Origin of the sequence: Pseudomonas sp. Irchel s3a18, from assembly GCF_900187535.1 — a bacterium.
Taxonomy (GTDB): domain Bacteria; phylum Pseudomonadota; class Gammaproteobacteria; order Pseudomonadales; family Pseudomonadaceae; genus Aquipseudomonas.
In genome coordinates, this window is record NZ_FYDV01000014.1 from 34,241 (window position 1) to 47,313 (window position 13,073).

Consider the following 13,073-nt stretch of genomic DNA (forward strand, 5'->3'; position numbering starts at 1 on the left):
GCCAAGCCCCCTTTTTGCTTACTGAGTCAACGCCAAGGCGTCAATTACTCAGCCGCAGCTACCGGAGCTTCTTCAACGAAGACTTCAGTGCCGCCAGAAACGTTGTTGCGACCACGGATAACAGCGTCAGCCATCGAACCCATGTACAGCTGGATAGCGCGGATTGCGTCATCGTTGCCTGGGATGATGTAGTCAACGCCTTCCGGGCTGCTGTTGGTATCGACTACGCCGATAACCGGGATGCCCAGCTTGTTGGCTTCGGTGATCGCGATGCGCTCGTGATCAACGTCGATAACGAACAGTGCGTCAGGCAGACCGCCCATGTCCTTGATACCACCCAGGGAACGATCGAGCTTTTCCAGGTCACGGGAGCGCATCAGCGCTTCTTTCTTGGTCAGCTTGGCGAAAGTACCGTCTTCGGCTTGCACTTCAAGGTCACGCAGACGCTTGATGGAAGCACGGATGGTTTTGAAGTTGGTCAGCATGCCGCCCAACCAGCGGTGATCGACGTACGGCGAACCGCAACGCGCTGCTTCTTCAGCAACGATCTTGCCAGCGGAACGCTTGGTGCCGACGAACAGAATCTTGTTTTTGCCCTGGGCCAGACGCTCTACGAAAGTCAGAGCTTCGTTGAACATTGGCAAGGTTTTTTCAAGGTTGATGATGTGAATCTTGTTACGCGCACCGAAAATGTATTTACCCATTTTCGGGTTCCAGTAACGGGTCTGGTGACCGAAGTGCACACCGGCCTTCAGCATATCGCGCATGTTGACTTGGGACATGATAGTTCCTTAATAAGTCGGGTTTGGCCTCCACGTATCCCAATGACCAACCAGCAGCTTCAGCTGAAGGCACCCAGGTCATCGTGTCGACACGTGTGTGGATTTAAGCCTTTCGGGGCATCCCCGGAAAGCGGCGCATTTTATACCACAGCAAGGCTGAAAACGGAACCCGGATTCTCAAAACCAGGTCAGCGCGGTTGTTCCAGCCCTTGGAATCCTCCAAGAATGCGCCATTCTATAAGCAGAAGCGATGCCGCAAGCGCAGATTTGCCCCGGGCGTCTGTTAGAATTGCCTTTTTCAGGGCCGCGAGCCATATCACGCCGAGCCCATTCCGAATTGAAAGCGCCACTGAGCGTAGAGAGAGCCTGTATGACCGTCACCCTCAAAACCCCAGAGGACATCGCAAAAATGCGCATCGCCGGCAAACTTGCCGCCGACGTGCTGGAAATGATTGCCGACTACGTCAAGCCGGGGATCACCACCGAAGAACTCGATCGCATCTGCCACGATTACATCGTCAATGAGCAGAAGGCCATCCCTGCCCCGCTCAACTACAAGGGCTTTCCGAAGTCAATCTGCACCTCGATCAACCACGTGGTCTGCCACGGCATCCCGAACGAGAAGGCCCTGAAGGACGGCGACACGCTGAACATCGACGTCACCGTGATCAAGGACGGCTACCACGGCGACACCAGCCGCATGTTCCACGTCGGCAACGTACCGGTCTGGGCTGAGCGACTGTCGAAAGTCACCCAGGAATGCATGTACAAGGCCATCGAACTGGTCAAACCGGGCTGCCGCCTGGGCGATATCGGCGAAGTGATCCAGAAGCATGCGGAAAAGAACGGTTTCTCCGTTGTCCGCGAGTTCTGCGGCCACGGTATCGGCAAGGTGTTCCACGAAGAGCCGCAGATCCTGCACTACGGCCGTGCTGGCACCGGCATGGAACTGAAGGCCGGCATGACCTTCACCATCGAACCGATGATCAACCAGGGCAAGGCCGACACCAAGGTACTGGGCGACGGCTGGACCGCGATCACCAAGGACCGCAAGCTGTCCGCCCAATGGGAGCACACTCTGCTCGTGACGGAAACCGGCTACGAAATCTTCACCCTGCGCGGCGATGACACCATCGCGCGCGTTTCAGCCTGACCTGCCGTCCTGAGCCTATATAGATAGAAAGGAAAGCCAATCGATGCCGCAGGTGGATCCAGAACTCTTCGACCGCGGCCAGTTCCAGGCTGAACTGGCCCTGAAGGCGAGCCCGATCGCAGCCTTCAAGAAGGCGATCCGCCAAGCGCGCGAGGTGCTCGACGGGCGTTTTCGCAGTGGCCGGGATATCCGCCGCCTGATCGAGGACCGCGCCTGGTTCGTCGACAACATCCTGCAAAAGGCCTGGGAGCAGTTCGACTGGAACGCAGACGCCGACATCGCACTAGTCGCGGTCGGCGGCTACGGTCGCGGCGAGCTGCACCCCTACTCCGACATCGATTTGCTGATCCTGCTCGACAGCGCCGACCACGAAGTCTTCCGTGACTCCATCGAGCGCTTTCTGACACTGCTATGGGACATCGGCCTGGAAGTCGGCCAGAGCGTTCGCTCGGTGGACGAATGCGCCGAAGAAGCCCGCGCCGACCTGACGGTGGTCACCAACCTGATGGAAAGCCGCACCATCGCCGGTCCCGAGCGCTTGCGCCAGCGGATGCTCGACGTCACCAGCACCGAGCACATGTGGCCGGCCAAGGAGTTCTTCCTGGCCAAGCGTGCCGAACAAAAAGCACGTCACCACAAATACAACGACACCGAATACAACCTGGAACCCAACGTCAAAGGCTCGCCTGGTGGCCTGCGGGATATCCAGACGATTCTGTGGGTAGCCCGCCGCCAGTACGGCACGCTGAACCTGCGGGCACTGGCGGGCGAAGGTTTCCTGGTGGAAAGCGAAAACGCCCTGCTGGCGTCCTCCCAGGAATTCCTGTGGAAAGTCCGCTATGCCCTGCACATGCTGGCCGGCCGCGCCGAGGACCGTCTGCTGTTCGATCACCAGCGCTCGATCGCCAGCTTGCTGGGCTTTGCCGGGGACGACGCGAAACACGCCATCGAAAACTTCATGCAGCAGTACTACCGGGTGGTGATGAGCATTGCCCAGCTCAGCGACCTGATCATCCAGCACTTCGAGGAAATCATCCTCGCCCCGGAAGACGAAGCGCCGCCGCAGCCGATCAACTCGCGCTTCCAGCTGCATGACGGCTACATCGAAGCCATCAACAACAACGTGTTCAAGCGCACGCCGTTTGCCATGCTGGAAATCTTCGTACTGATGGCTCAGCAGCCGGAAATAAAGGGCGTACGCGCCGATACCATCCGCCTGCTAAGGGAGCACCGTCATCTGATCGATGACGACTTCCGCCATGACATTCGCAACACGAGCCTGTTCATCGAACTGTTCAAGTGCAAGATCGGCATTCACCGAAACCTCAGGCGGATGAACCGTTACGGCATTCTTGGGCGCTACCTGCCGGAGTTCGGCTTCATCGTCGGGCAAATGCAGCACGACCTGTTCCACATCTATACGGTCGACGCCCACACCCTGAACCTGATCAAGCACTTGCGTAAGCTGCAATACACTCAGGTGTCCGAGAAATTCCCGCTGGCCAGCAAGCTCATGGGCAAGCTGCCCAAGCCTGAACTGATCTACCTCGCCGGGCTCTATCACGACATCGGCAAGGGGCGCCATGGCGACCATTCGGATATTGGCGCCGTCGACGCTGAAGCCTTCTGCCAGCGCCATCAATTGCCGACCTGGGACAGCCGGCTGATCGTCTGGCTGGTGCAAAACCACCTGGTCATGTCGACCACGGCCCAGCGCAAGGATCTGTCCGACCCGCAGGTGATCCATGACTTCGCGCAGACCGTGGGCGACGAGACCCGCCTCAACTACCTCTACGTGCTGACCGTCGCGGACATCAACGCCACCAACCCGACCTTGTGGAACTCCTGGCGCGCCAGCCTGCTGCGCCAACTCTACACCGAGACCAAGCGTGCCTTGCGTCGCGGCCTGGAGAACCCGGTGGACCGCGAAGAGCAGATTCGCCAGACCCAAAGCGCGGCCTTGGACATTCTGGTGCGCGGCGGCACCGACCCGGACGACGTCGAGCAACTCTGGTCGCAACTGGGCGATGACTATTTCCTGCGTCACACCGCTGGCGACGTGGCCTGGCACTCGGACGCGATCCTGCAGCAACCGGCCGATGGCGGCCCGCTGGTGCTGATCAAGGAGACCACCCAACGGGAGTTCGAGGGTGGCACGCAGATTTTCATCTATGCCCCCGACCAGCACGACTTCTTCGCCGTGACCGTGGCCGCGATGGACCAGCTCAACCTGAACATTCACGACGCCCGGGTCATCACCTCCAGCAGCCAGTTCACCCTCGACACCTACATCGTGCTCGACACCGACGGCGATTCGATCGGCGACAACCCTGCGCGGGTCAAACAGATCCGTGACGGCCTGACCGAAGCCCTGCGCAACCCGGACAACTACCCGACCATCATCCAGCGTCGGGTGCCACGCCAGCTGAAGCATTTTGCGTTCGCACCACAAGTGACGATCCACAACGATGCCCAGCGCCCGGTCACCGTGCTCGAACTCAGCGCACCGGACCGCCCTGGCCTGCTCGCGCGAATCGGACGAATCTTCCTCGAGTTCGACCTGTCGCTGCAGAACGCCAAGATTGCCACCCTCGGCGAACGGGTCGAAGACGTGTTCTTCATCACCGATGCCGACAACCACCCATTGTCCGACCCCCAGCTGTGCAGCCGCTTGCAGGATGCGATCGTCGAACAACTGAGCGTCAGCCCGCAACCTTCAATCGAACTGTCGCGCATCAGCATCTGACGCACGACATGATTTAACCGCTTTGAGTGAGACCTGCGCACCGATGAACAACGCTCTGAACCAACTCCAGCCCTACCCGTTCGAAAAACTGCGCGCCCTGCTCGGTGCGGTGACACCCAACCCGGACAAGCGCCCTATCGCCCTGTCCATCGGCGAGCCGAAACACCGCTCGCCGAGCTTTGTCGCCGAAGCCCTGGCCAGCAACCTGGACCAGATGGCCGTCTACCCCACGACCCTGGGTGTTCCCGCCCTGCGCGAAGCCATTGCGGCCTGGTGCGAGCGTCGGTTCAACGTGCCTGCAGGCTGGATCGATCCGGCCCGCAACGTGCTGCCCGTCAACGGTACCCGTGAAGCACTGTTCGCCTTCACCCAGACCGTGGTCAACCGGGGTGACGACGCGCTGGTGGTCAGCCCGAACCCGTTCTACCAGATCTATGAAGGTGCTGCGTTCCTCGCTGGCGCCAAGCCCCACTACCTGCCGTGCCTGGACGAAAACGGCTTCAACCCCGATTTCGACGCCGTCTCACCGGACATCTGGAAACGCTGCCAGATCCTGTTCCTGTGCTCGCCGGGCAACCCGACCGGTGCGCTGATTCCGCTCGACACCCTGAAAAAGCTGATCGCCCTGGCCGACGAGTATGACTTCGTGATCGCGGCCGACGAGTGCTACAGCGAACTCTACTTCGACGAGCAGACACCCCCACCGGGCCTGCTCAGTGCCTGTGCGGAACTGGGCCGCAAGGACTTCAAACGCTGCGTGGTGTTCCATAGCCTGTCCAAGCGCTCCAACCTGCCGGGCCTGCGCTCGGGCTTCGTGGCCGGGGATGCCGAGATCCTCAAGGGATTCCTGCTGTACCGCACCTACCATGGCTGCGCCATGCCGGTTCAGACCCAACTGGCCAGCGTTGCGGCATGGAATGACGAAGTCCATGTGCGCGCCAACCGTGCGCTGTACCGCGAGAAGTTCGATGCGGTGCTGGAGATCCTCAGCCCGGTCATGGACGTGCAGCGTCCGGATGGCAGTTTCTACCTGTGGCCGAACGTTGCAGGCGACGACGCGGCGTTCTGCCGCGACCTGTTCGTCGAAGAGCACGTGACCGTCGTGCCTGGCTCTTATCTGTCCCGTGAGGTCGACGGCGTCAACCCGGGCGCCGGCCGTGTGCGCATGGCACTGGTTGCGCCGCTGGCCGAATGCGTCGAGGCGGCAGAGCGGATTCGCGAGTTCATCCAGCGCCGCACATAAGCGACATCCTGGCGGCAGGCACGCGCCCCCCCTTTCGGACGCGTGCCTCACTTCATCAGCCCCAGATTGGCCTCACTGAGGTCCAGCACACATCAGGCAACAAGTTGCCGTCGAAGTGCCATATTAGACGCTTAGACTAGGGGCTGGCCCTTGCACAAAGGTCGCACCTGACCGGGCAACCTGTCGCACAATCGCTCAAAGCCGGATCCCGGTCGACGCCGAACCCGCCCGGTCATGGCATAATCCTTCACCATTTTTATCTTCAGCACCTCCAAAGGGGGGCAATTCCTTGACCGCTTCAAGCAAAACGTTGCACCTTTTCGGCATCAAAGCCTGCGACACCATGAAAAAGGCGCGCACCTGGCTGGATGAACACGCTGTCAGCTTTGATTTCCATGATTACAAAACGGCCGGAATCGACCGTGAACACCTGACCCAGTGGTGCAACGAGCACGGCTGGCAGGTGGTGCTCAACCGTGCAGGCACGACCTTTCGCAAACTCGATGACGAATGCAAAGCCGATCTCGACCAGGCGAAAGCGATCGAATTGATGCTCGCACAACCGTCGATGATCAAGCGCCCGGTGCTCGATCTCGGTGACCGAACCCTGATTGGCTTCAAGCCAGATATCTACGCGGCAGCGCTCAAGTAAGCCCGCCCGTTCAATTTCGTAAGAGGTAATTGCATGTCCACTACCCTGTTCAGCCTGGCCTTCGGTGTCGGCACCCAGAATCGTCAAGGCGCGTGGCTGGAAGTGTTCTACGCCGCTCCCGTGCTCAAGCCATCGGCCGAAGTAGTTGCCGCCATTGCCCCGATCCTGGGCTACACCGAAGGCAATCAGGCCATCGCGTTCAGCACCGCTCAAGCCTCGCAACTGGCCGAAGCCCTCAAGGGCGTCGACGCGACCCAGGCCGCCCTGCTGACCCGCCTGGCCGAAAGCCACAAGCCGCTGGTCGCCACGCTACTGGCCGAAGACGCCCCGTTGAGCTCCACCCCCGAGGCCTACCTCAAGCTGCACCTGCTGTCCCATCGCTTGGTCAAGCCTCACGGCCTGAACCTGACGGGCATTTTCCCGCTGCTGCCGAACGTCGCCTGGACCAGCCAGGGTGCCATCGACCTCGGCGAACTGGCCGAGCATCAACTCGAAGCCCGCCTGCGGGGCGAGTTGCTGGAAGTGTTCTCGGTCGACAAGTTCCCGAAAATGACCGACTACGTGGTACCGGCCGGTGTGCGCATCGCTGACGCCGCCCGTATCCGCCTGGGCGCCTACGTGGGCGAAGGCACCACCGTGATGCACGAAGGCTTCGTCAACTTCAACGCCGGCACCGAAGGCCCAGGCATGATCGAAGGCCGCGTCTCCGCTGGCGTGTTCGTCGGCAAGGGTTCGGACCTGGGCGGCGGTTGCTCCACCATGGGCACCCTGTCGGGCGGCGGCAACATCGTGATCAAGGTGGGCGAAGGCTGCCTGATCGGCGCCAACGCCGGCATCGGTATCCCGTTGGGCGACCGCAACACCGTCGAGTCCGGCCTGTACGTGACCGCCGGCACCAAAGTGGCCCTGCTGGACGAGAACAACCAGTTGGTCAAAGTGGTCAAGGCGCGCGAACTGGCCGGCCAGACCGACCTGTTGTTCCGCCGCAACTCGGAGACCGGTGCCGTGGAGTGCAAAACCCACAAATCGGCCATCGAACTGAACGAAGCGCTGCACGCTCACAACTAAGCAGAGCGTCAAACGATCACCCTGTAGGAGCGAGCTTGCTCGCGATGGACATATAGACGACACGTGCTGCCTGATGCCGCGCGTTATCGTTAACGTCCATCGCGAGCAAGCTCGCTCCTACAGGTCAGGCGTACACCCGCCCATGTCACCAGGGCCCGATAGCATGATGATTCCCTCACCTTGGCGTGCCGATTTCCCGGCCATCGCCGCCCTGCAACGGCAGGACCAGACCTATCTGGACAATGCCGCCACCACTCAGAAACCCCAGGCCCTGCTCGACGCGCTGGCGCATTACTACGCCAATGGCGCGGCCAACGTCCATCGTGCGCAACACCTGCCTGGCGCCCATGCCACGCAAGCGTTCGAAGGCAGCCGCAGCAAAGTGGCCCACTGGCTCAACGTCGGCCACTGCGGGCAAATCATCTTCACCCACGGCGCGACCTCCGCGCTGAATCTCCTGGCCTATGGCCTGGAACACCTTTTCCACCCGGGCGATGAAATTGTCATCAGCGCCCTGGAGCACCACGCCAACTTGCTGCCCTGGCAGCAACTGGCAAAACGCCGCGAGCTGACGCTGGTGGTCTTACCCCTGGACGCCGACGGCCTGATCGATCTCAATGCCGCCGCTGGCTTGATCGGCCCACGCACCCGGTTGCTGGCGGTCAGTCAACTGTCCAACGTCCTGGGTGCCTGGCAGCCATTGCCTCAGTTGCTGGCGCTGGCCAAGGCGCAAAACGCCTTGACCGTGGTCGACGGCGCCCAGGGCGTGGTTCACGGTCGCCACGACGTCCAGGCGCTGGGTTGTGATTTCTACGTGTTCTCCAGCCACAAACTCTACGGGCCCGATGGCCTGGGCGTGGTCTTTGGCCGCAATGAGGCCCTGGAGCATCTGCGCCCCTGGCAGTTCGGCGGTGAGATGGTGCTGGATGCCAACTACCACGACGCCCGCTTTCGCCCGGCACCGCTGGGTTTTGAAGCCGGCACCCCGCCGATTGCCAGCGTGATCGGCTTGGGCGCGACTCTCGACTACCTGGCCGGGCTGGATCAGGACGCCGTGTCCGCCCATGAAGCGGCGCTGCATGATTACCTGATCAAGGGTTTACAGGCGCGCAATGGCATTCGCCTGCTGGGCAAGCCACAACTGGCCCTGGCCAGCTTTGTGGTGGAAGGGGTCCACAACTCGGATCTGGCACACCTGTTGACCGAACAGGGCATTGCCGTGCGTGCCGGTCACCACTGCGCCATGCCGCTGCTCAAAAGCTATGAACTGGCCGGGGCAATCCGGGTTTCACTGGCGCTGTACAACGACTCTGAAGATCTGGAGCGTTTCTTCGAAGCCCTTGATCAAGCCCTGGAGCTGTTGCGATGAGCCTGCCAGCCGACGCGGTTACCGCGCTGCAAGTCTTTCAAACCGCCGCCGGATGGGAGCAGCGTGCACGCTTGCTGATGCAATGGGGCGATCGCCTGCCAGCCTTGAGCGATACCGACCAATCCGAGGCCAACCGCGTACACGGTTGCGAAAGTCAGGTCTGGCTGGTGGGGGCGCTGCACGACGGCCATTGGCAGTTCGTCGCCAACAGCGATGCGCGATTGATTCGTGGCCTGGTGGCGTTGCTGCTGGCGCGGGTCAATGGCTTGTCCGCGCAAGAGTTGCAGCAGGTGGATTTGCCGGACTGGTTTAATCAGTTGGGCTTGTCGCGACAACTCTCGTCGTCACGCAGCAATGGCCTGAATGCGGTGTTGCAGCGAATGCGCGAATTATCCGCCTGACCCTGTGAAGAGGGAGCCGTCTTATTGCTCGGGCTTAATCTTGTCCGCCGGGCGTCGGACCCCGGCGACGATCTTGTCCACCGCCTTGGTCGCGGCAACCATGCCAAAGGTCGCCGTCACCATCATTACCGCGCCAAACCCGCCCGCGCAGTCCAACTTCACGCCATCGCCGACAAAACTTTTCTGCAAGCAAATGCTGCCATCGGGTTTCGGGTAGCGCAGTTGCTCCGTGGAAAATACGCACGGCACGCTGTAGTGACGGGTCACGGTGCGGGAGAAATTGTAATCGCGACGCAGGGTGGAACGCACTTTCGAGGCCAGCGGGTCGTTGAAGGTCCGGTTCAGGTCACACACCTGAATCAGCGTCGGGTCGATCTGCCCGCCTGCGCCACCGGTGGTGATGATCTGGATCTTGCGGCGCTTGCACCAGGCGATCAATGCGGCCTTGGCATTGACGCTGTCGATGCAGTCGATCACACAATCGATGTTCGGCGTGATGTACTCGGCCATGGTCTCGCGCGTCACGAAGTCCGGTACCGCGTGTACCGTGCAGTCCGGGTTGATCCCCCGCAGACGCTCGGCCATCACCTCGACCTTGGGTTTGCCGACGGTGCTGTCCAGTGCGTGCAACTGGCGATTGACATTGCTGACGCAAACGTCGTCCAGGTCGAACAGCGAAATCTCGCCCACGCCACAACGGGCAATGGCTTCCGCCGCCCAGGAACCGACACCGCCGACGCCCACAATCGCCACATGGGCGGCGCGCAAACGCCCCAGGCCTTCAATGCCATACAAGCGGGCAATGCCAGCAAACCGCGGATCTTCTGTACTCATGACCACTACCCTAAAAACCGGCGCGCATTATAGGGCTACACGGCGGTAAGTTTTAAGCTACACGCTACAAGTGAAAGAACTTAAGTCAAAGTAAATTGCCTAACGTCCGGCATATCCCCGCCCGCTGTACGGTCTGGGAACACCCGGTGTAGGATGCGCGCCCCTCGGCGGCGGCCGACCGTTCCTTCGTTCCACAGCCTTTGGAACCCGAAATAGCTATGTCATCGCGTAAATTTGGACTCAACCTGGTGGTAGTGCTGGCGATTGCCGCGCTGTTCACCGGTTTCTGGGCGCTGATCAACCGCCCGGTCACAACCCCCAACTGGCCAGAGCAGATCTCCGGTTTTTCTTACTCGCCGTTCCAGCAAGGCCAGTTCCCACAGAAAAACCAGTTCCCGTCCGATGAGGAAATGCGTCGTGACCTGGAGATCATGAGCAAACTGACCGACAACATCCGGATCTATTCGGTCGACGGCACCCTGGGCGACATTCCCAAGCTGGCGGAAGAGTTCGGCTTGCGCGTGACCCTCGGAATCTGGATCAGCCCGGACCAGGAGCGCAACGAACGCGAAATCCAGCGCGCCATCGAGATCGCCAACAACTCGCGCAGCGTGGTTCGCGTGGTCGTGGGTAACGAAGCGATCTTCCGCAAGGAAATCACCGCCGAACAGCTGAGCGTGCTTCTCGATCGTGTACGCGCCGCGGTCAAGGTCCCGGTCACCACGTCCGAACAGTGGCACGTGTGGGAAGAAAACCCGATGCTGGCCAAGCACGTCGACCTGATCGCCGCCCACGTCCTGCCCTACTGGGAGTTCGTCCCGATGGACCAGGCCGGCCAGTTCGTCCTGGACCGCGCCCGCGACCTGAAGAAAATGTTCCCGAAAAAGCCGCTCTTGCTCTCGGAAGTGGGCTGGCCGAGCAACGGCCGCATGCGCGGTGGCGCGGACGCGACCCCGGCCGACCAAGCCATTTACCTGCGCACACTGGTGAACAAGCTCAACCGCCAGGGCTTCAACTACTTTGTGATCGAGGCCTTTGACCAGCCCTGGAAAGTCAGCGACGAAGGTTCGGTCGGTGCCTATTGGGGCGTGTTCAACGCGGCGCGCCAGCAGAAGTTCAACTTCGAAGGCCCGGTGGTGGCAATCCCGCAATGGCGCGTGCTGGCCATCGGCTCCGTGGTGCTGGCGCTGTTGTCGCTGACCCTGCTGATGATCGACGGCTCGGCGCTGCGCCAGCGTGGCCGCACCTTCCTGACCTTCACCGCCTTCCTCTGCGGGTCGGTGCTGGTCTGGATCGGCTACGACTACAGCCAGCAATACAGCACCTGGTTCAGCCTGACGGTAGGATTCCTGCTCGCCCTCGGTGCCCTCGGAGTGTTTATCGTGTTGCTGACCGAGGCCCACGAGCTGGCCGAAGCGGTGTGGATTCACAAGCGCCGGCGCGAGTTCCTGCCGGTAGTGGGCGATTCGACCTATCGGCCAAAAGTCTCGATTCACGTGCCGTGCTACAACGAGCCGCCGGAGATGGTCAAACAGACCCTCAACGCCCTGGCCAACCTCGACTATCCGGACTTTGAAGTCCTGATCATCGACAACAACACCAAGGACCCGGCGGTCTGGGAGCCGGTGCAGGCCTATTGCGAAACCCTCGGCCCGCGCTTCAAGTTCTTCCACGTCGCGCCACTGGCCGGTTTCAAGGGCGGTGCGCTGAACTACCTGATCCCGCACACCGCCAAGGACGCCGAAGTGATCGCGGTCATCGACTCGGACTACTGCGTTCATCCGAACTGGCTCAAACACATGGTGCCGCACTTCGCCGATCCGAAAATCGCCGTGGTGCAGTCGCCGCAGGATTACCGCGACCAGAACGAAAGCACCTTCAAGAAGCTGTGCTATGCCGAGTACAAAGGCTTCTTCCACATTGGCATGGTGACCCGCAACGACCGCGACGCGATCATTCAGCACGGCACCATGACCATGACCCGTCGCTCCGTGCTCGAAGAGCTTGGCTGGGCGGACTGGTGCATCTGTGAAGACGCCGAGTTGGGGCTGCGGGTGTTCGAGAAAGGTTTGTCGGCGGCGTACTACCACGACAGCTATGGCAAGGGCTTGATGCCCGATACCTTTATCGACTTCAAGAAACAGCGTTTCCGTTGGGCCTACGGCGCCATCCAGATCATCAAGCGGCACACCGCCAGCCTGATCCGTGGCAAAGACACCAAACTGACCCGCGGCCAGCGTTACCACTTCCTGGCAGGCTGGCTGCCGTGGGTGGCCGACGGCATGAACATCTTCTTCACCGTGGGCGCCTTGCTGTGGTCCGCGGCGATGATTATCGTGCCGCACCGGGTGGATCCACCGCTGCTGATTTTCGCGATCCCGCCCCTGGCGTTGTTCGTGTTCAAGGTCGGCAAGATCATCTTCCTCTACCGTCGTGCGGTGGGGGTTAACCTCAAGGACGCGTTCTGCGCGGCACTGGCGGGCCTGGCGTTGTCCCACACCATTGCCAAAGCGGTGCTGTACGGCTTCTTCACCAGCAACATTCCGTTCATCCGCACCCCGAAAAATGCCGACAGCCACGGCTTTTGGCTAGCCATTTCGGAAGCCCGTGAAGAGATGTTCATCATGTTTCTGTTGTGGGGCGCGGCGCTGGGGATTTTCCTGGTGCAAGGCCTGCCGAGCAACGACATGCGTTTCTGGGTGACCATGCTGCTGGTGCAGTCGCTGCCTTATGTGGCGGCGCTGATCATGGCGTTCCTGTCGTCGCTGCCAAAACCTGTGGCCGAGGCCGAAACGCTACCCGCGGTCTAAATCGCTACCGATGCA

At 61.0% G+C, this 13,073-nt stretch carries 10 protein-coding genes; 8 read left to right on the forward strand and 2 right to left on the reverse strand.

The window, feature by feature from the left end; translation table 11 throughout:
- Positions 1–44: 44 nt before the first annotated feature.
- A complete protein-coding gene (gene rpsB / locus CKW29_RS18515) occupies positions 45–782 on the reverse strand; it encodes a 30S ribosomal protein S2 (RefSeq protein WP_047526298.1) in 738 nt (245 codons plus the stop codon).
- Between the two features lie 370 nt (positions 783–1,152).
- Here rpsB and map point away from each other — a divergent pair, with 370 nt between their 5' ends.
- The 7 genes from map to CKW29_RS18550 all read left to right on the forward strand — a co-directional run bounded on the left by map (position 1,153) and on the right by CKW29_RS18550 (position 9,414).
- The gene (map, locus tag CKW29_RS18520; RefSeq protein WP_095077482.1) at positions 1,153–1,935 is read left to right on the forward strand and encodes a type I methionyl aminopeptidase; all 783 of its coding nucleotides are present in this window, start codon (positions 1,153–1,155) and stop codon (positions 1,933–1,935) included.
- Between the two features lie 43 nt (positions 1,936–1,978).
- Positions 1,979–4,681, forward strand: a complete 2,703-nt coding sequence (locus tag CKW29_RS18525) for a [protein-PII] uridylyltransferase (RefSeq protein ID WP_095148920.1) — start codon at positions 1,979–1,981, stop codon at positions 4,679–4,681.
- 43 nt (positions 4,682–4,724) lie between these two features.
- Entirely contained in the window at positions 4,725–5,924 is a 1,200-nt protein-coding gene (gene dapC / locus CKW29_RS18530) for a succinyldiaminopimelate transaminase (RefSeq protein ID WP_095146531.1), read from the forward strand.
- 289 nt (positions 5,925–6,213) lie between these two features.
- The gene (locus CKW29_RS18535; RefSeq protein WP_095146530.1) at positions 6,214–6,576 is read left to right on the forward strand and encodes an ArsC family reductase; all 363 of its coding nucleotides are present in this window, start codon (positions 6,214–6,216) and stop codon (positions 6,574–6,576) included.
- 33 nt (positions 6,577–6,609) lie between these two features.
- A complete protein-coding gene (gene dapD / locus CKW29_RS18540) occupies positions 6,610–7,644 on the forward strand; it encodes a 2,3,4,5-tetrahydropyridine-2,6-dicarboxylate N-succinyltransferase (RefSeq protein ID WP_095148921.1) in 1,035 nt (344 codons plus the stop codon).
- Positions 7,645–7,807: 163 nt separating this feature from the next.
- Entirely contained in the window at positions 7,808–9,013 is a 1,206-nt protein-coding gene (locus CKW29_RS18545; RefSeq protein WP_095146529.1) for an aminotransferase class V-fold PLP-dependent enzyme, read from the forward strand.
- Positions 9,010–9,414: a SufE family protein gene (locus CKW29_RS18550; RefSeq protein ID WP_095146528.1), complete on the forward strand. Its 405-nt coding sequence runs from the start codon at positions 9,010–9,012 to the stop codon at positions 9,412–9,414. Before CKW29_RS18545 ends, CKW29_RS18550 begins: the two co-directional genes overlap by 4 nt.
- Before the next feature lie 21 nt (positions 9,415–9,435).
- On the opposite strand, the gene tcdA is transcribed toward CKW29_RS18550, so the two are convergent.
- Positions 9,436–10,248: a tRNA cyclic N6-threonylcarbamoyladenosine(37) synthase TcdA gene (gene tcdA, locus CKW29_RS18555; RefSeq protein WP_176465340.1), complete on the reverse strand. Its 813-nt coding sequence runs from the start codon at positions 10,246–10,248 to the stop codon at positions 9,436–9,438.
- A gap of 218 nt (positions 10,249–10,466) precedes the next feature.
- Between tcdA and CKW29_RS18560 the strand changes: the two genes are divergently transcribed.
- The gene (locus CKW29_RS18560; protein ID WP_095146526.1) at positions 10,467–13,058 is read left to right on the forward strand and encodes a glycosyltransferase; all 2,592 of its coding nucleotides are present in this window, start codon (positions 10,467–10,469) and stop codon (positions 13,056–13,058) included.
- Positions 13,059–13,073: the final 15 nt, after the last annotated feature.

Coding starts and splice junctions, on each gene's coding strand:
- rpsB (WP_047526298.1), bottom strand. CDS start 782: ATGTCCCAAGTCAACATGCGCGATATGCTGAAGGCCGGTGTGCACTTC.
- map (WP_095077482.1), top strand. CDS start 1,153: ATGACCGTCACCCTCAAAACCCCAGAGGACATCGCAAAAATGCGCATC.
- CKW29_RS18525 (WP_095148920.1), top strand. CDS start 1,979: ATGCCGCAGGTGGATCCAGAACTCTTCGACCGCGGCCAGTTCCAGGCT.
- dapC (WP_095146531.1), top strand. CDS start 4,725: ATGAACAACGCTCTGAACCAACTCCAGCCCTACCCGTTCGAAAAACTG.
- dapD (WP_095148921.1), top strand. CDS start 6,610: ATGTCCACTACCCTGTTCAGCCTGGCCTTCGGTGTCGGCACCCAGAAT.
- CKW29_RS18545 (WP_095146529.1), top strand. CDS start 7,808: ATGATGATTCCCTCACCTTGGCGTGCCGATTTCCCGGCCATCGCCGCC.
- CKW29_RS18550 (WP_095146528.1), top strand. CDS start 9,010: ATGAGCCTGCCAGCCGACGCGGTTACCGCGCTGCAAGTCTTTCAAACC.
- tcdA (WP_176465340.1), bottom strand. CDS start 10,248: ATGAGTACAGAAGATCCGCGGTTTGCTGGCATTGCCCGCTTGTATGGC.
- CKW29_RS18560 (WP_095146526.1), top strand. CDS start 10,467: ATGTCATCGCGTAAATTTGGACTCAACCTGGTGGTAGTGCTGGCGATT.